Origin of the sequence: Sphingomonas kyungheensis (assembly GCF_037120395.1) — a bacterium.
Classification (GTDB): domain Bacteria; phylum Pseudomonadota; class Alphaproteobacteria; order Sphingomonadales; family Sphingomonadaceae; genus Sphingomonas; species Sphingomonas kyungheensis.
The window spans coordinates 306,813-324,485 of sequence record NZ_JBBBDM010000002.1; the positions used below are offsets into that span (position 1 = coordinate 306,813).

20 protein-coding genes and 1 tRNA gene are annotated in these 17,673 nt (G+C 70.0%); 9 read left to right on the plus strand and 12 right to left on the minus strand.

Annotation, left to right across the window (positions count from 1 at the left end):
• Positions 1 to 89: 89 nt before the first annotated feature.
• Positions 90 to 395 carry a polyhydroxyalkanoic acid system family protein gene (locus V8201_RS05485; RefSeq protein WP_037535019.1) on the plus strand — a complete coding sequence of 102 codons (306 nt, stop codon included), beginning with the start codon at positions 90 to 92 and terminating at the stop codon, positions 393 to 395.
• A gap of 231 nt (positions 396 to 626) precedes the next feature.
• Here V8201_RS05485 and fghA read toward each other — a convergent pair whose 3' ends face one another.
• From fghA to V8201_RS05510, 5 genes are all read right to left on the minus strand, one after another.
• Complete coding sequence (gene fghA / locus V8201_RS05490) at positions 627 to 1,457, minus strand: S-formylglutathione hydrolase (RefSeq protein ID WP_336544911.1); 831 nt, start codon at positions 1,455 to 1,457, stop codon at positions 627 to 629.
• Positions 1,458 to 1,466: 9 nt separating this feature from the next.
• Positions 1,467 to 1,850: a VOC family protein gene (locus tag V8201_RS05495; protein WP_271300379.1), complete on the minus strand. Its 384-nt coding sequence runs from the start codon at positions 1,848 to 1,850 to the stop codon at positions 1,467 to 1,469.
• Positions 1,851 to 2,102: 252 nt separating this feature from the next.
• Positions 2,103 to 3,224 carry an S-(hydroxymethyl)glutathione dehydrogenase/class III alcohol dehydrogenase gene (locus tag V8201_RS05500; RefSeq protein ID WP_037535017.1) on the minus strand — a complete coding sequence of 374 codons (1,122 nt, stop codon included), beginning with the start codon at positions 3,222 to 3,224 and terminating at the stop codon, positions 2,103 to 2,105.
• Between the two features lie 72 nt (positions 3,225 to 3,296).
• The gene (locus tag V8201_RS05505; protein ID WP_037535016.1) at positions 3,297 to 3,938 is read right to left on the minus strand and encodes a histidine phosphotransferase family protein; all 642 of its coding nucleotides are present in this window, start codon (positions 3,936 to 3,938) and stop codon (positions 3,297 to 3,299) included.
• A 63-nt stretch (positions 3,939 to 4,001) separates the two neighbouring features.
• The gene (locus tag V8201_RS05510) at positions 4,002 to 4,403 is read right to left on the minus strand and encodes a M67 family metallopeptidase (protein ID WP_271300380.1); all 402 of its coding nucleotides are present in this window, start codon (positions 4,401 to 4,403) and stop codon (positions 4,002 to 4,004) included.
• A 20-nt stretch (positions 4,404 to 4,423) separates the two neighbouring features.
• On the opposite strand from V8201_RS05510, the gene V8201_RS05515 reads away from it, so the two are divergent.
• From V8201_RS05515 to mtgA, 4 genes are all read left to right on the plus strand, one after another.
• Positions 4,424 to 5,371, plus strand: coding sequence for an RluA family pseudouridine synthase (locus V8201_RS05515; protein ID WP_336544683.1), 948 nt, complete (start codon positions 4,424 to 4,426; stop codon positions 5,369 to 5,371).
• 76 nt (positions 5,372 to 5,447) lie between these two features.
• A complete protein-coding gene (gene rpoH / locus V8201_RS05520) occupies positions 5,448 to 6,353 on the plus strand; it encodes an RNA polymerase sigma factor RpoH (RefSeq protein WP_037535013.1) in 906 nt (301 codons plus the stop codon).
• Between the two features lie 4 nt (positions 6,354 to 6,357).
• Entirely contained in the window at positions 6,358 to 7,632 is a 1,275-nt protein-coding gene (locus V8201_RS05525) for a flavin monoamine oxidase family protein (RefSeq protein ID WP_271300382.1), read from the plus strand.
• 9 nt (positions 7,633 to 7,641) lie between these two features.
• Positions 7,642 to 8,316 (plus strand): monofunctional biosynthetic peptidoglycan transglycosylase, encoded by a 675-nt coding sequence (gene mtgA, locus V8201_RS05530; RefSeq protein WP_336544684.1) that lies wholly within the window; start codon positions 7,642 to 7,644, stop codon positions 8,314 to 8,316.
• 131 nt (positions 8,317 to 8,447) lie between these two features.
• Here the strand turns inward: mtgA and V8201_RS05535 are convergent, their stop codons facing one another.
• Both V8201_RS05535 and V8201_RS05540 read right to left on the minus strand, forming a co-directional pair.
• Positions 8,448 to 8,771, minus strand: a complete 324-nt coding sequence (locus V8201_RS05535) for a YbaB/EbfC family nucleoid-associated protein (protein WP_336544685.1) — start codon at positions 8,769 to 8,771, stop codon at positions 8,448 to 8,450.
• Complete coding sequence (locus V8201_RS05540; RefSeq protein WP_336544686.1) at positions 8,768 to 10,414, minus strand: DNA polymerase III subunit gamma/tau; 1,647 nt, start codon at positions 10,412 to 10,414, stop codon at positions 8,768 to 8,770. Before V8201_RS05540 ends, V8201_RS05535 begins: the two co-directional genes overlap by 4 nt.
• Positions 10,415 to 10,506: 92 nt before the next feature.
• On the opposite strand from V8201_RS05540, the gene V8201_RS05545 reads away from it, so the two are divergent.
• The 3 genes from V8201_RS05545 to V8201_RS05555 all read left to right on the plus strand — a co-directional run bounded on the left by V8201_RS05545 (position 10,507) and on the right by V8201_RS05555 (position 12,753).
• Positions 10,507 to 10,761 carry a hypothetical protein gene (locus V8201_RS05545; RefSeq protein ID WP_271300385.1) on the plus strand — a complete coding sequence of 85 codons (255 nt, stop codon included), beginning with the start codon at positions 10,507 to 10,509 and terminating at the stop codon, positions 10,759 to 10,761.
• A gap of 110 nt (positions 10,762 to 10,871) precedes the next feature.
• On the plus strand, positions 10,872 to 12,626 hold the full coding sequence (gene recJ, locus V8201_RS05550; protein ID WP_271300386.1) for a single-stranded-DNA-specific exonuclease RecJ: 1,755 nt from the start codon (positions 10,872 to 10,874) through the stop codon (positions 12,624 to 12,626).
• A gap of 52 nt (positions 12,627 to 12,678) precedes the next feature.
• Positions 12,679 to 12,753 (plus strand) — tRNA-Glu (locus V8201_RS05555).
• Between the two features lie 10 nt (positions 12,754 to 12,763).
• Here the strand turns inward: V8201_RS05555 and V8201_RS05560 are convergent.
• From V8201_RS05560 to V8201_RS05575, 4 genes are all read right to left on the minus strand, one after another.
• A complete protein-coding gene (locus tag V8201_RS05560; protein WP_336544687.1) occupies positions 12,764 to 13,642 on the minus strand; it encodes a polysaccharide deacetylase family protein in 879 nt (292 codons plus the stop codon).
• Positions 13,643 to 13,675: 33 nt separating this feature from the next.
• Positions 13,676 to 14,218 (minus strand): DUF2076 domain-containing protein, encoded by a 543-nt coding sequence (locus V8201_RS05565; protein ID WP_271300398.1) that lies wholly within the window; start codon positions 14,216 to 14,218, stop codon positions 13,676 to 13,678.
• Between the two features lie 69 nt (positions 14,219 to 14,287).
• Positions 14,288 to 15,091, minus strand: coding sequence for a metallophosphoesterase (locus tag V8201_RS05570; protein WP_336544688.1), 804 nt, complete (start codon positions 15,089 to 15,091; stop codon positions 14,288 to 14,290).
• Positions 15,088 to 15,951 carry a hypothetical protein gene (locus V8201_RS05575; RefSeq protein WP_336544689.1) on the minus strand — a complete coding sequence of 288 codons (864 nt, stop codon included), beginning with the start codon at positions 15,949 to 15,951 and terminating at the stop codon, positions 15,088 to 15,090. The genes V8201_RS05570 and V8201_RS05575 overlap by 4 nt, the downstream gene beginning before the upstream one ends.
• A 103-nt stretch (positions 15,952 to 16,054) precedes the next feature.
• Between V8201_RS05575 and V8201_RS05580 the strand changes: the two genes are divergently transcribed.
• Positions 16,055 to 17,128 carry an aldose epimerase family protein gene (locus tag V8201_RS05580; RefSeq protein WP_336544690.1) on the plus strand — a complete coding sequence of 358 codons (1,074 nt, stop codon included), beginning with the start codon at positions 16,055 to 16,057 and terminating at the stop codon, positions 17,126 to 17,128.
• A gap of 24 nt (positions 17,129 to 17,152) precedes the next feature.
• Here the strand turns inward: V8201_RS05580 and V8201_RS05585 are convergent, their stop codons facing one another.
• Positions 17,153 to 17,671: an Hsp20/alpha crystallin family protein gene (locus tag V8201_RS05585; protein ID WP_336544691.1), complete on the minus strand. Its 519-nt coding sequence runs from the start codon at positions 17,669 to 17,671 to the stop codon at positions 17,153 to 17,155.
• Positions 17,672 to 17,673: the final 2 nt, after the last annotated feature.

Genomic DNA, 17,673 nt, shown 5'->3' on the forward strand with positions numbered 1-17,673 from the left:
GGCGCGGGGGTTTCGTCACCATCGCTGATGGTTGACGGCGCACGCCGGGCGCGGGCAGGGGCGCCGCCTGTTCCTTTCCGGAGACGATGATGGCCGCGATCCCCTTCGACATAGCGCACGACCTCGGCCGCGACGAGGCGCGGCGGCGGATCGCGGCGGGGCTGCCCAAGCTCGCCCGGCATATCCCCGGCGGCGGCACGGTGGATGCCGACTGGACGGGGCCGGACACGCTGGCGCTGGCGATCGTCGCGATGGGGCAGAAGGTCGCGGTCGACATGACGGTCGGCGACGCCGACGTCCGCGGCACGGTCAGGGTGCCGATGATGCTGGCGATGATGTCCGGCCCGATCGCCGACTTCGTGAAGACCAGCGCGGAGAAGATGCTGGCCAAGTGAAGAGGTGATCACGTGCGTTCATCCGCTGAGCGTCGCGTGATCCTGTCAGACTAGAGTGCTCCCGCGCAGGCGGGAGCCCAGTGTTTCTGTGCCGCAAGCCGTCGTTCTGCTGGGCCACTGGATTCCCGCCTGCGCGGGAATACGGGCGGGCAGGCGGAAGCCTCCCGATCAGCAGCGGCGTTCTACAAGCGGAGGTGATGGGGTGACCATCGCTCGTGTACCCGTAACCCGCTACCCCAGCCGCGCCGCATGCCAGGCGAGATGGTCCGCCATGAACGTCGCGATGAAATAGTAACTGTGGTCATAGCCCGGCTGCATCCGCAGCGTCAGCTCGATCCCCGCGGCGTCACACGCCTCGGCGAGCAACTGCGGGCGTAGCTGCTCGGCGAGGAACTGGTCGGCCTCGCCCTGGTCGACGAGCAGCGCGGGCACGCGCGCGCCGTCCTCGATCAGCGCCACCGCATCGTGCCGGCGCCACGCCGCGCGGTCCGCGCCGAGATAGCCGCCGAGCGCCTTCTCGCCCCACGGCACCCGGCTCGGCGCGACGATCGGTGCGAAGGCGGAGACGGCGCGGAACCGCTCCGCCAGCGTCAGCCCGATGGTCAGCGCGCCATGACCGCCCATCGAATGGCCCATGATCGACTGGCGCGCCATGTCGGCCGGGAAATGCGCGGCGATCAGCGCCGGCAATTCCTCGGTGACGTAGGACCACATGCGGAAATGCGCCGCCCAGGGCGCCTCGGTCGCATCGACGTAGAAGCCGGCGCCCTGGCCGAAGTCATAGGCAGGATCGTCGGCGACGCCGTCACCGCGCGGCGAGGTGTCGGGCGCGACGAAGATCAGCCCGAGCTCGGCGCAGGCGCGGCGATATTCGCCCTTGTCGGTGACATTGGCGTGCGTGCAGGTCAGCCCCGACAGATACCAGACCACCGGCAGCGTCTGTCCCGGCGCATGCGGCGGGACATAGACCGAGAAGGTCATCGGCGTGCCGGTCGCGTCGGAGGCATGGCGATAGACGCCCTGCGTGCCGCCGAACGCCCGCGCGGTGGCGACGGTCTCGATCGCCATCCCTCAGGCCGCCATACGGTGCGCGGCGCACAGCTTGTTGCCGGCGGGATCGCGCAGATAGGCGAGGTAGAGCTGGCCGAACGGCGACTGGCGCGGGCCGGGCGGGTCCTCGATCGCGGTGCCGCCATGCGCGAGTCCGGCGGCATGCCATGCATCGACCGCCGCGGGCGAGGCGGCGGCGAAGCCGATCGTGCCGCCATTGGCGTGGCTGGCGGGCTCGCCGTTGATCGGCACGCTCAGCAGCAGCCGGCCGCCAGCGTGCATATAGGCCGTGCGGCCCTTGGCATCGCTGACCCCCGGTCCGATGCCGAGCGCGCCCAGCGTCGCATCGTAGAAGGCGCGCGAGGCGGCCATGTCATCGGTGCCGAGCATGACGTGGGAAAACATGGGAGGCTCCTTCATGTGTGTTCGATGCTACGCTTGGTCGAAGGTAAAGCGGGTCGCTGTTTCAGCGATCCAGCCGTCATCGGGATGGTTGAGAATACCATCCCGTATCTCCCTAGCTACCACCCCGGCGCAGGCCGGGGTCCAGTCGGGTGGACCCTGGTAGTCACTCACTCCGCGTCCCCCATCTGGGCCCCGGCCTCCGCCGGGGCGGTCGGAGGATTGTTGCAGAAATCCAGGGGGAATCGTGCGCCGTCAGTAGATCACCACGCTGCGGATGCTCTCGCCGGCGTGCATCAGGTCGAACCCCTTGTTGATCTCGTCGAGCGTCAGCCGGTGGGTGATCATCGGGTCGATCTGGATCATCCCGTCCATATACCAGTCGACGATCTTGGGCGTGTCGGTGCGGCCGCGCGCACCGCCGAACGCGGTGCCGCGCCAGTTGCGCCCGGTGACGAGCTGGAACGGGCGGGTGCTGATCTCCTTGCCCGCCTCGGCGACGCCGATGATGATCGACGTGCCCCAGCCGCGGTGGCAGCATTCGAGCGCCTGGCGCATCACGTCGGTGTTGCCGGTGGCATCGAAGCTATAGTCGGCGCCGCCGTCGGTCAGCTGGACGATATGCGCGACGATGTCGCCCCCCGGTACCGAAGAGGCATCGCGCGGATTGGCGAAATGGGTCATGCCGAAGCGGCGGCCCCAATCCTCGCGATCCGGATTGATGTCGACGCCGACGATCATCTTCGCGCCGGCGAGCTTCGCCCCCTGGATGACGTTGAGGCCGATGCCGCCGAGGCCGAAGACGACGACGGTGTCGCCCGGCTGCACCTTGGCGGTGTTGACCACCGCGCCGACACCGGTGGTGACGCCGCAGCCGACGTAGCAGCTGGTGTCGAACGGCGCGTCGGGGCGGATCTTGGCGACCGCGATCTCGGGCAGCACGGTGAAGTTGGAGAAGGTCGAGCAGCCCATGTAGTGGAAGATCGGCTGGCCCTTGTAGCTGAACCGGGTGGTGCCGTCGGGCATCAGCCCCTTGCCCTGCGTCGCGCGGATGGCGGTGCACAGATTGGTCTTCTGGCTGAGGCACGACTTACACTGGCGGCATTCGGGCGTGTAGAGCGGGATGACGTGATCGCCGACCGCGACGCTGGTCACCCCCGCGCCGACCTCGCGGACGATGCCCGCGCCCTCATGGCCGAGCACGCTCGGGAACAGGCCCTCGCTGTCGAGGCCGTCGAGCGTATAGGCGTCGGTATGGCAGATGCCGGTCGCCATGATCTCGACCAGCACCTCGCCGGCCTTCGGTCCTTCGAGGTCGAGCTCGACGATCTCGAGCGGCTGTTTGGCGGCGAAGGCGACGGCGGCGCGGGTCTTCATGGATCGGAGCTCCGGAAAGTGCAGGCCGCCCGGTTAGTCCCCTCCACCCGGACAGGGCAAGTCGCGGCGGGATCAGCCGCGAAATACCGCGCCGAAGATCATTATCGTCTCGGTCGGCTCGCTGATCTGCAACGTGCCGCCCGCCTGCGCGACCAGGCTGTGCACCATATAGGCGGCGGCGGTGCGCGGTGTGACGCCCTCCGGCCCTTCGCCGTGATCGAGCGCGAGCCGCAGGTCGGGCGCGAGGATGATGCGCGGCCCCTCGATCTTGACGACGATCTCGAGCTGGCCGTTATTCTCCTCGCCGCCGACGTCGAGCGTGCCGCCGCGCACCAGCGCCTCGCTGGCGAGCAGCGCGAGGTTGAGCATCACCTTGAGCGCCGTCTTGGGCAATTGGTCCGACTCGACCCACCAGTTGAAGGTGGTGCGCTTGTTGTCGATCAGTAGGCCTTCGATCGCCGTCTTCGCCTCGCGCGAATCGACGCGGTCGCCGAAGCCGCCCGCCCCGCCGAACGCGAGGCGGAAGAACTTGAGCTTGTTCGCCGAGGCGCGGGCGGATTCGGCGAGCAACTGGAAGACGCGCGCGCGCATCTCCTCGTCGGTTTCGTCGGTGAGCAATTCCAGTCCGTTGTTGAGCGCGCCGACCGGCGAGAGCAGGTCGTGGCACAGCCGCGAACAGAGCAGACTGGCGAAATCGACCGGACTGACGGACATGAGCTTCCCCTGGATGAACGCTGCGTGTGTGGCCGAGCCGAGTCGCGCGCGCAAGGGCGGCCGTCAGGCGATGCGCAGCGGCACCGGCGCGAACCGCCCCTCGACCGGTCCGTCGGCGACCGCGCGCCAGCCGCGCACCGTCCCGCCGGCGACGATCAGCCACAGCGCACCGTCGGGCGGCGCGCTCGCGGCATCGCGCGGCGAGGGACGCGCGATGCCGCTCGGGTGCGAATGATAATGGCCGATCAGGCGCGGTCCGCCGCCGCGCGCGGCGCGATGCGCGGCGAGCAAGGCGGCCGGATCGATCTCGAACCAGCGCGCCGGATCGGCGGCGACGTTGCGGCACGGCCGGATCGCGGTGATCGCCGCATCGTCGCCGAACAGCAGGCCGCAGACCTCCGCGTCGGGACAGGCGGCGGCTTCGCAGCGGATGCGGTCGATCAGGTCGCTTGCAATTGCGGTCATGCTACCCACATCCCTAGGTAATGGACCGGGGGGTTTCCATCATTGAAGCAGTGATCGCGCCGGCGGCGGACGGCTGGCGGCTCGATCGGGCGCTGGCCGATGCGGTGCCGACGTTGTCGCGCGAACGGCTGAAAGTGCTGATCGCCAGCGGCGCGGTGACGCGCGCGGGCCTGATGGTGCGCGATCCCGCCAAGCGCGCCGCGGCGGGCGACCGGCTTGCGGTCGCGGTGCCCGTGCCGAGCCTGCCGCATAACGAGGCGCAGGATATCCCGCTCGTCGTCGCCTATGAGGACGAGCATCTCATCGTCATCGACAAGCCCGCCGGGCTGGTGGTGCATCCCGCCGCGGGCAATCTCGACGGCACCCTGGTCAACGCGCTGCTCTACCATTGCCAGGGATCGCTGTCGGGAATCGGTGGCGTCGCGCGGCCGGGGATCGTCCACCGCATCGACAAGGACACCTCCGGCCTGATGGTCGCCGCCAAGACCGATCGTGCGCATGAGGGGCTGGCGCGGCAGTTCCACGATCACAGCATCGATCGCCGCTATCGCGCGATCGTCGGCGGCGTGCCGCGCCCGGCGGAGGGCAAGGTCGACGCGCCGCTCGCGCGCTCCGCGGCCAATCGCAAGAAGATCGCGATCGTCCCCGGCGGCAAGCGCGCGGTGACGCATTACCGCACGATGCAGGTGCTGCGCGACGCGGCGCTGGTCGAATGCCGGCTGGAGACGGGACGGACGCACCAGGTGCGCGTCCATATGGCCTCGCTCGGCCACGCCTTGCTCGGCGACCCGGTCTATGGTAGAACAAAGGGTGTTCAAAAGGCGCTGCTCGAAACCCTTGGTTTCCGGCGCCAGGCCTTGCACGCCGCCCACCTCGGGTTCATCCATCCGGTGAAAAGCACCGCTTTGGCGTTCGATAGCCAGATGCCTGCAGACATGCAGGAACTGTTCACCGAGCTTCACGTATAGGTTCGAGCCGGTTCGCCGCCGCCCCAAAGGAGACAGGGCGGGGCGAATCGCCTCCGAAAGAAAGGGAGATCAGATCATGGCAGCCCGCAGCAACGTCCCCGCGACGATTCCTGCCCTTGGCGGGGAGCAGAGCCTCAACCGCTACCTGGCCGAGATCAAGAAATTCCCGATCCTCGCGCCCGAGCAGGAGTTCATGCTCGCCAAACGGTTCCAGGAGCATGGCGATACCGATGCGGCGGCGCAGCTCGTCACCAGCCATCTGCGCCTCGTCGCGAAGATCGCGATGGGCTATCGCGGCTATGGTCTGCCGACCTCGGAGCTGATCTCGGAAGGCAACATCGGCCTGATGCAGGGCGTCAAGAAGTTCGAGCCCGATCGCGGCTTCCGCCTCGCCACTTATGCGATGTGGTGGATCCGCGCCTCGATCCAGGAATATATCCTGCGCTCGTGGAGCCTGGTGAAGATGGGCACCACCGCCGCGCAGAAGAAGCTGTTCTTTAATCTGCGGCGGATGAAGTCGAAGCTCGACGCGTTCGAGGACGGCGACCTCAAACCCGAGCATATCACCAAGATCGCCACCGACCTCGGCGTCGCGGAAGCCGATGTCGTGTCGATGAACCGGCGCATGGCGATGGGCGGCGACACCTCGCTCAACGTCTCGATGCGCGAGGATGGCGAGGGCCAGTGGCAGGATTGGCTGCAGGACGACGCGCCGTTGCAGGATACGGTGGTCGCCGAGGCGCAGGAGGCGGACGTCCGCCACGGCATGCTCGTGTCGGCGATGGACGATCTCAACGATCGCGAGAAGCATATCCTCACCGAGCGGCGGCTGACCGACGATCCCAAGACGCTGGAAGAGCTGTCGCAGGTCTATGGCGTATCGCGCGAACGCGTGCGGCAGATCGAGGTGCGCGCGTTCGAGAAGCTCCAGAAGGCGATGATGCGCATCGCCGGCGAAAAGCGTCTGCTCGCCGCGGCCTGACCCGATGCGCACCGTCGTCATCGGCGGCGGTGCGGCCGGGATCGCCGCGGCCCGGCGGCTGCACGATGCAGGCGCCGAGGTGCTGCTGGTCGAAGCAGGCAGCCGACTCGGCGGCCGCGCGCGCAGCGTCGCGGTGGAGACGCTAACCGGTGGTGAGAGACTGTCTTCGCGCGCGCCGGATCGGGCCGAAGGTCAACCCGCCATCGATCTCGGCTGTGGCTGGCTCCATTCCGCCGGCCGCAATCCGTGGACCGCGATCGCCGAGCGCAGCGGCGCCGCGATCGATCGCAGCTCCCCCCATTGGGGTGAGCAATGGCGCGACCTCGGCTATCCGCCCGACGAGCAACGCGCCTTCCGCGCCGCCTATCAGCGCTGGGACGAGGCTGCGCATGCCGCGCTCGCCGGCCCCGACCGGCCCTTGTCCGATTTCGTCGCGCCGGACGATCCGTGGCGGCCGATGATCGATGCGATCTCGGGCTATGCCAATGGCGCGCCGCTCGACCGTGTCTCGCTGCACGATTGGGCGGCTTACGAGGATGCCGCCACCGACGACAATTGGGCGCTTCCCGCCGGCTATGGCACGCTGATCGTCGGACACGCCGGCGCGGTGCCGGTGCGGCTCGATACGCCGGTGACGCGGATCGACCACCGCGGCCGGACGATCCGGCTCGACACGCCCGCGGGGACGATCGAGGCCGACCGTGTCATCCTCGCCATCCCGACGAGCGCTTATGCCGCGATCCGCTTCGACCCGCCCTTGCCCGACAAGCAGGCGGCGGCGGCGGCGCTGCCGCTCGGTCTCGCCGACAAGGTGTTTCTCGCGGTCGACCGACCCGAATGGCCGGCACAGGCGCATCTGATCGGCGATCCGCATCGCAGCTGCACCGCCAGTCACCGGCTGTCGCCCTTCGGCCTGCCGATCATCGAAAGCTTCTTCGGCGGCGCCTGCGCCGAGGCGATGGCCGACACCCGCGCCGCGACCGACTTCGCGATTCGCGAGCTGGTCGCGCTGCTTGGCTCCGACTGGCGGCGCCGGCTGACCCCGCTCACCGCGACGCACTGGCGCGGCGAGTCGTATATCCACGGCAGCTACAGCCACGCGCGGGTCGGGCAGGCGGGGGCGCGCGCGATCCTCGCCGCGCCGGTCGACGATCGCCTGTTCTTCGCGGGCGAGGCCTGTTCCGCCACCGACTTCTCGACCGCGCACGGCGCCTATCAGACCGGCATCGCCGCCGCCGACGCGATCCTCCCCTTGCTGGAGCCCGCGCCGCGCCGGTAAGGAGCGGCGATGCTCTTCGTCCTCCGCCTCCTGTTCAAGGCCGGTCTGGTCTTCGTCGCGATCAGCCTGCTGTGGGTCGGCATCTATCGTTTCGTGCCGGTGCCCTTCACCTGGACGATGGCGGGCGATCTGCTCGGCGGGCGCAGCGTCACCAAGGACTGGATGCCGCTGTCCGAGATGGACCCCGACATGGCCCGCGCCGCGATCGCCGGCGAGGATGCGCGTTTCTGCTCGCATTACGGCTTCGACTGGCAGGGGATCGCGCACGCCGCCTATAGCAATGCGCAGGGCAACCGGCTGCGCGGCGGCTCCACGATCAGCCAGCAGACCGCCAAGAACGTCTTCCTGTTCCAGGGCGGCGGCTATGTCCGCAAGGCGTTCGAGGCCTATTTCACCGTGCTGATCGAGACCCTGTGGGGCAAACGCCGGATCATGGAGGTCTATCTCAACGTCGCCGAGACGGGGATCGGCACCTATGGCGTCAATGCCGGGGCGATGCGCTATTTCCACCACGACGCCTCGCACCTGACCCCGACCGAGGCGGGGCGGATCGCCGCGGTGCTGCCGCTGCCCAAGAAGCGCGCGGCGATCGACCCGCACGGCTTCGTCCGCCGCCACGGCAACGCCCTGTCGCGCTATGTCGGCGTGGTGCGGCGGAGCGGGCTGGACAGCTGTCTGCGGTAGGGGAGGTCGGTTCGGGACAGCGTCTTACCCCTGTATCGCGCCTGTCTTGTCGTCCTGCCCCGGTTGTCATCCAGCCCCGGTGGTCATCCCCGCCTGCGCGGGGATGACAAATTCCGGTGGAGCTAAGAACCTCAGAACGGCAGCTTGAACCCCGGCGGCAACGGCAGGCCGCTCGTCATCTTGGACATTTCCTGGCCCGACACCGCATCCGCCTTGGCGCGCGCATCGTTGAACGCCGCGGCGAGCAGGTCCTCGAGCATCTGCTTTTCCGACACCTCGATCAGCGAATCGTCGATCGCGATGCTGATGATCCGGCCCTTGGCGCTCGCCTTGACCTTGACCAGGCCGCCGCCCGAGACACCCTCGACCTCGATCGTGTCGAGCTGGTCCTGCGCCTTCTGCAGCTCGTTCTGGACGTTCTGCGCCATGGCGAGGATTTCGTCGATATTCTTCATGCCATACTCCGTTTGCCGGGCCAGGATTCGAGTTCCGCCTCGGGGAAGGCGGCGAAGGCCGCCCTGACCAGCGGCGTGTCGAGGATCGCCAGCCGCTTCGCTTCGTCGTCCGCCTTGGCCTGCTCGCGCAAGGTAGGCGCGCCGGGCGCATCCTCCAAGGCGATCTTCCAGACCTGTCCTGTCACGGACTTGAGCGCATCGGCGACGTCGCGCAGCGTATCGGCGGACATCGGCCGCGACCCGCTGAGGATCAGCTCGGGCGCCGCATAGCGCACGACGCGCGCGCCGTGGCTGAGTTGCGCCGCGACCGCGAAATGGCCCTTGTCCTCGAGCAGGGTGACGAGGCCGGGGAAGTCCGCGGGCACCGCCGGACGTTCGGCCACGGGGGCGGCGGCGGCGGCGGGCGCCGGCGCGCCGGACGCGGCAGCGGGTGCGCCGATCGCGCCGAGCTTGCCGCTGGCGATCTGCTTCGCCAGTTCGCCGGGATCGGGCAGGCTCGCGGCATGGATCGTGCGCAGCAGCGCCATCTCCGCCGCCTCGATCGGCAGCGCCGCCTTGGCGACCTCGTCATGCCCCTTCAGGAACAATTGCCACAATCGGTGCAGCGCCGGGAAGGACAGGGCCGCCGCCCATTCGTGCCGCGCCGCGCGCTCCTCGGCGGGCTGGGCGGGATCGTCGGCGGTGCCGACCTTGGTCAGCGTGATGCCGTGCACCGATTCGAGCAGTGCGCGCAGCACCGCCTGCGGATCGACGCCATAATCATATTGCCGGCGCAGGCTGGCGAGCGCCCCCGCCGCATCGCCGGCGAGCACCAGCGCGAGCAGGTCGCGCACCGCGCCGCGATCGGACAGGCCGAGCATCTGGCGCACCGCATCGGCGGTGACGCCGCCGCCCTCCAGCCCGGCATGCGCGATTCCCTGGTCGAGGATCGACAGGCCGTCGCGCGCCGAACCTTCCGCGGCGCGTGCGATCAGCATCAGCGCCTCGGGCTCGGCCTCGACGCCTTCCTCGCGGCAGACGAAGGCGAAATGCTGGGCTAGCTGCTCGGCCGAGATGCGCCGCAAGTCGAACCGCTGGCAGCGCGACAGCACGGTGATCGGCACCTTGTTCACCTCGGTGGTGGCGAACAGGAATTTGACGTGCGCCGGCGGCTCCTCCAGCGTCTTCAGCAACGCGTTGAACGCATTCTTCGACAGCATGTGGACTTCGTCGACGATATAGATCTTGTAGCGTGCCGACACCGCAGCATAGCGCGCCGCATCGATGATCTCGCGCACGTCGTCGACGCCGGTATGGCTGGCGGCGTCCATCTCGATCACGTCGATGTGACGCCCCTCGGCGATCGCGCGGCACGGCTCGCAGACGCCGCACGGATCGATCGTTGGACCGCCCTGGCCGTCCGGGCCGATGCAGTTGAGCGCCTTGGCAATCAGCCGCGCGGTCGACGTCTTGCCGACGCCGCGCACCCCGGTCATCAGGAACGCATGCGCCAGCCGGTCGCGCTTGATCGCATTGCCGAGCGTGGTAACCATCGCGTCCTGGCCAATCAGCTCGCGGAAGGTCTGCGGACGGTATTTGCGCGCCAGCACGCGATAGGGCGTCGCCGCCGCCGGTGGTTCGCCCAGGTCAAAGGAATCGGCCATTGGCGCTGATATAGGCAGGGAGCGGGCCGGTGTCGAAGGGTGAGACGGGAACGGCGGTTCCGGCGCCGGGACGATAGATGGAGGGGACGACCTTGCTCGCCGATCTGCTCACCGCATTCGCATCGACGGCCTGCGTCGGTTTGATCGGCTACGCCGCGACCCGGTGGCTGGCCCCCTTGCGTCCGGCCCGTTTCGGCGGCTTCATGCTGGCGATCGGCTATGCCTCGGCACGGTTCAGCGGCGCGGGGGCGGGGGAGGCGCCGCTGATGCGCGCGATCGGTGCCGCCGCGGCGCTCGGGTTGCTGTGGTTCCTGTGGTTTTCTGAACGCGACGCGGATCGGCCGTGACACCGCGATGAGCCGCTGACCGGCAAAGCGTTTCCTCCTCGGCGCATCTTGCTTTAAGGACGGCAGACCGTCGCGCCGTGCCGCGCCCTACCGGAACCTTTGCCCCATCCATGACCCCCGTTCTCGGCGTATCCCATTCGATTCTCGGCCAGCCCTGGCATTGGCGCAGCCTCGCCGCCGATGCGCGCGATGGCTTTGGTGCGGACGATCTCGTCACCCAGCTGCTGCTCGCCCGCGGCGCCGAGCGCGAGACGCTCGACGATCACCGCAGCCCCTCGATCCGCGCCTTCATGCCCGATCCGTCGGTGTTCCGCGACATGGACCGCGCCGCGGCGCGGCTCGCCGATGCGGTGCAGGCGGGGGAGAGCGTCGCGGTGTTCGGCGATTATGACGTCGACGGCGCCACCTCGGCGGCGCTGATGATCCTCGTGCTGCGCGAACTTGGGCTCGAGGCGCGGCCCTATATCCCCGACCGGCTGCTCGAAGGCTATGGCCCATCGGGCGATGCCCTGGTGCGGCTGGCGGGTGAGGGGGCGTCGCTGATCGTCACCGTCGATTGCGGCGCGCAGGCGTTCGACGCGCTGGCGATGGCGCATGCGCATCCGGTCGACGTCGTCGTCGTCGATCACCACAAATGCGCCGCCGCGCTGCCGCTCGCGCATGCGCTGGTCAATCCCAACCGCCTCGACGAGGCGGAGGGCGCGGCGCACGGCCATCTCGCCGCGGTCGGCGTCTGCTTCCTACTCGCCGCCGCGCTGCTGCGCGTGCTCGATGCGCGCGGGTTCTTCGCCAGCCGGGCCAAGCCCAACCTGCTCCACCATCTCGATCTCGTCGCGCTCGGCACCGTCGCCGACGTCGCGCAGCTGCGCGGGCTCAACCGCGCCTTCGTCGCGCAGGGGCTCAAGGTGCTGGCGCAGCGCCGCAACCCCGGCCTCGCCGCGCTGATCGAGGCGGCGCGGCTGACCCGTGCGCCGACGTGCAGTGACCTGGGCTTCGCGCTCGGCCCGCGGATCAACGCCGGCGGCCGCGTCGGCCGTGCCGACCTCGGCGTCCGGCTGCTCACCACGCGCGATCCCGACGAGGCGCGGCAGATCGCCGTCGAGCTCGACCGGCTCAACGAGGAGCGCCGGCTGATCGAGGCGGGCGTGCAGCAGGCCGCCGAGCTCGGCGCGACCGGCGACCGCCGCGTCGTCGTCGTCGCGGGCGAGGGCTGGCACCCCGGCGTGATCGGCATCGTCGCCGGTCGCCTCAAGGAGAAGCTCGGCCGCCCGGCGATCGTCATCGCGATCGGCGAGGACGGGCTCGGCAAGGGATCGGGCCGGTCGATCGCCGGGGTCGATCTCGGCGCGGCGGTGCTCGCGGCGAAGGAGCACGGGCTGCTCGTTGCCGGCGGCGGCCACGCGATGGCGGCGGGGCTGACGATCCCCGCCGACGGCATCGCCGCCTTCGCCGACTTCCTCGAAGCGCGGCTCGCCGCCACCGTCGACAGCGCGATGGAGAGCCGTGCGCTGCTCGTCGACGCGGTACTCGCGCCGGGCGGGATCAACCCGCTGCTGGTCGAATCGCTCGACGTCGGCGGGCCGTACGGCATGGGCTGGCCGGCGCCGCGCATCGCCGCCGGGCCGGTGCGGATCATCAAGGCCGATGTCGTCGGCAACGGCCATGTCCGCGCGGTGGTGGCGGGCGACGACGGCCGCAGCTTCAAGGCAGTGGCGTTCCGCGCCGCCGACACCGCCCTGGGGCAGGCGCTGCTCGCCGCCGCGCCGCACCGCCGCCTGTGGCTCGCCGGCCGCGCCAAGATCGACGATTGGGGCAGTCGCCCGGCGGCGGAAATGCACCTTGAAGACGCCGCCTGGGCGAATTGATCGCTGCAACCCCTTGACCGATCGCCGACCCTCTTCTAGCAGCACCCCCGCTGGCCCCTTCGTCTAGCGGTTAGGACGCGGCCCTTTCACGGCTGAAGCACGGGTTCGATTCCCGTAGGGGTCACCAGCACTTCCCCTTACACCGCCACCCCCGTGGCCGCGACATGCGCGGCGATGTCGCCCGCGGTCGTCCACCAGATGCGCGGATCGTCCGCGGCGCGCAATTCGGTCAGCACCTTCGCCAGCGGCGGGACGCGGTGCGCCTGTCCCATGATATAGGGATGCAGCGCGATGCCGAGGACGAGCGGCCGGCGGTCGCATTCGGAAAGCAGTTGCTCGACCGCGGCGCGAATCATCGCGGCGAAGGTATCGGCTTCCTGATGGCGCTGGATGATCGAGGGGATGTCGTTGATCTCCTGCGAATAGGGGATCGACAGCAGCGGCCCGTCGCTGGTCGCCAGCTGCGTCGGCTGATCGTCATGCGCCCAGTCGAGCACGTAGCGATAGCCCTCCGCGGCAAGCAGGTCGGGGGTATGCTCGCTTTCCGAGATCCACGGGCCGAGCCAGCCGGTCGGCGCGGTGCCGAGCGCGGTGAGGCGCGCGGTGACGTCCGCGATCAGCATGCGCTCGGCATGGCGCGACAGCTTGCCCTGCGCCTGCGCGTTGCTGCCGCCGTGCGCGGCGATCTCGTCGCCGCGGTCGCGGCAGGCCTCGGCGAGGCCGGGGCAGCGGTCGAGCACCGCGCTGTTGAGCAATGCGGTGGTGCGCAGCTGCAAACGGTCGAACAGGTCGAACAACCGCCATGCGCCGACGCGATTGCCGTAATCGCGCCACGCGTAGTTCATCACGTCGGGCTGGGTCTGCGACGGCGCGAGTTCGGCGCCGAGGCCGCCGCCGAAGTCGAACACCTCGTAATTGACGCCGAGGTAGATCGCGAGGCGGCGGCCGTCGGGCCAATCGTAATCGGGCCGGTCGATGATCGGGCGGTAGGCGTAGCGGTCGTGATGCTGGGACATGGACGCGCAACGCACGACCGGCCGGACCGGCCCCTACCAGTCGCCGCGATCGTCGTAATCGTTGTCGCCGTCGTCGCCGTAATTGTTGATGACGACATTCTCCTCGGGCGCGAGGAAGCCCTGGCCGCCGCCGTGGTGGCCGCCGAACAGGTCGGACAGGCCGCTGAACAGCATCTCGCCGCCGGCGACGCCCGCCGCGGTGGTGCCGGCGGCGCGCAGGAAGCTGCCGAGCCCGCCGCCGCCAGACAGGATGCCGGGCCGCGCCTCGGGCGCGGGCGGGGCATAGTTGGTCTGGGCGAAGGCGGGCGACGCGCCCCACGGCCCCTGCTCGGGCAGGAACCGGTTCGCGGCGGGCTGCGGCGCGAGCTGCCGCTCCAGCTCGGCGATCCGCGCCTGCGCCGCGTGCAGCGACTGGTCGGCGACGATCGCATGCTGGACGAGCACATAGGCAGCGTCCGGATTGGCGGCGAGCGCCTGGCGGATCATCGCGTCCGCCTCGGCATCCTTGGCGATGCCGCGCGCCGCGCCGAGGTCGGTGAGGAATTGGGAGAGGAGGGTGCGTTCGTCCGGTGTCATCTCTGATCCCCTGGATAGGTCGCCGCGGAAGATCGGTGCGGATCGGTCCCAGTCAACCGGCGGGGGCGATCATGACGCCGAATTCACCTCGGCCGCCGGCGTGTCGACCGCCTGGAGGATCGCGGCGTGGTCGTCGCACAGATAGAGCGCGGTGAGCACGCCGGTCTTGTACGCGCCGGTATCGATGCCGATGCGGTGCGGCAGCAGCACCGGCTGGTCGCCGGTCCAGGTATGGCCGTGGACGATCACCGCCGTGGCAGGGCGCGGGTGGTCGAGGAACTCGTCGCGGATCCACAAAAGGTCGTCGCGGCGCTGCGCATGCAACGCCACGCCGGGAACGACGCCGGCATGGACGAAGGCGTAATCGCCAACCTCGACGAGCAGGTCGAGACGGTCGAGCAACTGATAATGCGAGGTCGGCATCGCATCGAGCAGGCTGTCGCGCAGCGCGACGAGCGTCGCGGGGGTGTCGAGCGCCGCCTCGTCGGGAATCGCCACGCCGTACGAGGCGATCGTCGCCGCGCCGCCGACCGCGAGCCAGCGGCGATGTTCGGCCGGGCGATCGAGGAAGCCGCGCAGCATCGCCTCGTGATTGCCTTCGAGCAGCCGCGCATCCACCGCCTTGGACCGCAGCAGCCAGACCAGCGCCGCGAGCACCGCCGCCGAGGCGGGGCCGCGATCGACATAGTCGCCGCACAGCAGCAGCCGCGGCGTCACGCCGGGATGCCGCTCCGCCGCGTCGCGGCTGATCTCGGCGAGCAGCGCATGGAGCAGGTCGTAGCGGCCGTGGACGTCGCCGATCGCATAGAGCGGCTGCGGTCCGGCGCGCAGGCCCGGCGCGGGGTTATGCGCGACGCGACGGATGGCGATCATCGCCACGCCATCCGGTCGTCCCCCGGCGCATTGTCGGCGTAGAGCTGAAGGTCGGCGGCGATCATGCCGTATATGCGCAACGCCTCGCGCGGGCGGCGCTGCGAGACGCGGCGGGCGCGCAGCCATTCGTCGCGATAGTCGCGCAAGGTGCCGTTGCGCACCTGTGCGGCGGTGGCGCGATCATAAGCGACCGCGACGGTGCGCTCCGCCGCCTGCAATTGCGGGGCGAGGCACGAGGCCTCGTCATAGCAGTTGCGCGCGGCATAGAGGACGGGGGATGCCCGGTCGATCGCCACGGGGCGCTCGGCGCGGCGCGGGCGCGGCACGACGATCGGCCGCTCGTCGGCGCGTGCGGTCTGACGGGCCGCGGCGGCTGGCGGCGCGGGCGTCGCCCCGTCCGCCGGGGCCGAATCGACACGATAGTCGGCGCCGGCGCGATCATCGGCATCACCGCGATAGCCGGTGTCGCCGCGATCCTCGGTGTCGCCGCGATAGTCCTGCGCCTCCGCAGTGTCGCCGGGCGTCGGCGTCGGCACGGTGGCGGCGGCGACCATCACCGGCGCCACGGTCGGCGCGGCAGCGGGGCGGGTGGCGATCCGCTTGGGGGCGGCGCGCTGGGCCGGCGCGGCGCCCGAATCGAGTACGGCGCTGCCGCCGATCAGCCCGGCGGTGATCATCGTCGCGACCCCGCCGACCGCGACCAGCGCGCGCCAGGCGCGGTGGCGTCGCTGCGGCACCAGCGCCGGCGCGCGGTCGTTCGGCAGGTCGCCGCGATGCGTCGCGCCGAAGATCGCCGTCATATCGTCGGCGACGGCGCGGATCGCCGGGGCGGGAGCGGGGGCGGGCGTCTCGGAATCCATGGCGGTCCTGTTAAGCATAGCCGCTGAACCTCGGCTGTATTGCACGCAAGCGCAACGCCACGCGGGACTCGCCCACCTGCCGTCGCTGGCGTAGATCGCGTGGATGATGATTTTGCTCCCGCTTGCCGCGATCGCCGCCGCGACGCCACCCGCCGATCCGACGATCACGCTGCGCAACGCGCACGGCATGGTGGTGCGGCTGATCCCGCAGGGCGCGATCGTCACCGCGGTCGAGGTGCCCGATCGCGACGGCCATCGCGCCAATGTCGTGCTCGGCTATCCGACCCCGGCGGACTATCGCGCCAAGATCCGCAAGAACGGCTTCGGCGCGACGATCGGCCGCTATGCCGGGCGGATCGGCGGTGCGCGCTTCGCCATCGACGGCCGGCCGGTGACGCTGGTCGCCAATGACGGCGCCAATGCGCTGCACGGCGGCGGTCCGCAGGGGTTCGACACCGTCGACTGGACGCCCGCCGCGATCCGCCGCGACAGCGTCCGCTTCACGCTCGTCAGCCCCGACGGATTCCAGAACTTCCCCGGCCGGCTGACGGTGAGCGTCACCTATCGGCTCGCCGACGACGATGCGCTGCATATCGACTATCGGGCGCAGACCACCCGGCCGACCGTGCTCAACCTCACCAACCACAGTTATTTCAACCTGGCGGGGGAGAGCAGCGGCAGCGTCGACGGCCAATATCTGCAACTGCGCGCGGCGCGGCTGGTCGACACCGACGCCGGCGGCATTCCGAGCGGCCGCTTCACCCCGGTCGCAGGGACGCCGTTCGACTTCCGCTGTCCGCACACGATCGGCGAACGGATCGCGCAGCCGCCGCTGACGCCACGCGGCTACAATCACGCCTGGCTGTTCGACAAGCCCGCCGGCACGCTGGCGCCGGTCGCACGGCTGGTCGATCCCGGCTCGGGCCGGACGTTGACGATCGAGACGACCGAACCGTCGATCCAGGCCTATACCGGCGGCTATATCGACGGCAGCGATGCCGGTCCCGGCGGCCATGTCTACCGGCCGGGCGACGGCATCGCGCTCGAGATGCAGCATCTCGCCGACAGTCCCAACCAGCCCTCCTTCCCGTCGACGCGGCTGCGTCCGGGCGAAACCTATCGCCAGACGACGATCTGGCGGTTCGGGGTGGCGGCGAAGGGGGCGCCCGCCTGCTAGTTGGGCGGGCGCCGTCGCTGCGGCTCAGCCCGAGCCGGCGTGGATCGGGATGCGCCGCACCGCATCCCCGGCGGCGGCGGTGCGCGGTATCGTCACGGTGAGCACGCCATGGGCGAAGGCGGCGGTCGCCTTGTCGGCGTCGATGCCGCGCGGCAGGCCGATGCGGCGTTCGAAGCGGCCGTAGCGGCGTTCGGAATAGCCGCGCGCCTCGTCCGCCACCTCGGCCTTCTTCTCGCCGCGCAGCGTCAGCACCTGGTCCTCGATCGACAGCTCGACGTCCTTCTGTTCGAGCCCGGGCAGTTCCGCCGTGACGCGGATCGCCTGATCGGTCTCGCTCAGCTCGACGCTCGGCACGGCGAGGCGTTCGGTGGCGAAGGACGGCGCGCCGAAGCCGTGCAGCACGTCGTCGAACAGGCGGTTCATCTCGCGGTGAAGCGACAGCAAGGGAGGCGTGTCGCAGGCGCCCTCGGCATCGCGCAGGCCGACCGCCGGTACGGCGCGATGGTCCTGGCGGCTCCAGGGGATCAGATCACGGATAGCCATCA

Excerpts from the sequence above, each read along its gene's own strand:
- V8201_RS05485 (WP_037535019.1), top strand. The coding sequence starts at position 90 with ATGGCCGCGATCCCCTTCGACATAGCGCACGACCTCGGCCGCGACGAG.
- V8201_RS05495 (WP_271300379.1), bottom strand. The coding sequence starts at position 1,850 with ATGTTTTCCCACGTCATGCTCGGCACCGATGACATGGCCGCCTCGCGC.
- V8201_RS05500 (WP_037535017.1), bottom strand. The coding sequence starts at position 3,224 with ATGAAGACCCGCGCCGCCGTCGCCTTCGCCGCCAAACAGCCGCTCGAG.
- V8201_RS05505 (WP_037535016.1), bottom strand. The coding sequence starts at position 3,938 with ATGTCCGTCAGTCCGGTCGATTTCGCCAGTCTGCTCTGTTCGCGGCTG.
- V8201_RS05510 (WP_271300380.1), bottom strand. The coding sequence starts at position 4,403 with ATGACCGCAATTGCAAGCGACCTGATCGACCGCATCCGCTGCGAAGCC.
- V8201_RS05515 (WP_336544683.1), top strand. The coding sequence starts at position 4,424 with ATGGACCGGGGGGTTTCCATCATTGAAGCAGTGATCGCGCCGGCGGCG.
- rpoH (WP_037535013.1), top strand. The coding sequence starts at position 5,448 with ATGGCAGCCCGCAGCAACGTCCCCGCGACGATTCCTGCCCTTGGCGGG.
- V8201_RS05525 (WP_271300382.1), top strand. The coding sequence starts at position 6,358 with ATGCGCACCGTCGTCATCGGCGGCGGTGCGGCCGGGATCGCCGCGGCC.
- mtgA (WP_336544684.1), top strand. The coding sequence starts at position 7,642 with ATGCTCTTCGTCCTCCGCCTCCTGTTCAAGGCCGGTCTGGTCTTCGTC.
- V8201_RS05535 (WP_336544685.1), bottom strand. The coding sequence starts at position 8,771 with ATGAAGAATATCGACGAAATCCTCGCCATGGCGCAGAACGTCCAGAAC.
- V8201_RS05540 (WP_336544686.1), bottom strand. The coding sequence starts at position 10,414 with ATGGCCGATTCCTTTGACCTGGGCGAACCACCGGCGGCGGCGACGCCC.
- recJ (WP_271300386.1), top strand. The coding sequence starts at position 10,872 with ATGACCCCCGTTCTCGGCGTATCCCATTCGATTCTCGGCCAGCCCTGG.
- V8201_RS05560 (WP_336544687.1), bottom strand. The coding sequence starts at position 13,642 with ATGTCCCAGCATCACGACCGCTACGCCTACCGCCCGATCATCGACCGG.
- V8201_RS05565 (WP_271300398.1), bottom strand. The coding sequence starts at position 14,218 with ATGACACCGGACGAACGCACCCTCCTCTCCCAATTCCTCACCGACCTC.
- V8201_RS05570 (WP_336544688.1), bottom strand. The coding sequence starts at position 15,091 with ATGATCGCCATCCGTCGCGTCGCGCATAACCCCGCGCCGGGCCTGCGC.
- V8201_RS05575 (WP_336544689.1), bottom strand. The coding sequence starts at position 15,951 with ATGGATTCCGAGACGCCCGCCCCCGCTCCCGCCCCGGCGATCCGCGCC.
- V8201_RS05580 (WP_336544690.1), top strand. The coding sequence starts at position 16,055 with ATGATGATTTTGCTCCCGCTTGCCGCGATCGCCGCCGCGACGCCACCC.
- V8201_RS05585 (WP_336544691.1), bottom strand. The coding sequence starts at position 17,671 with ATGGCTATCCGTGATCTGATCCCCTGGAGCCGCCAGGACCATCGCGCC.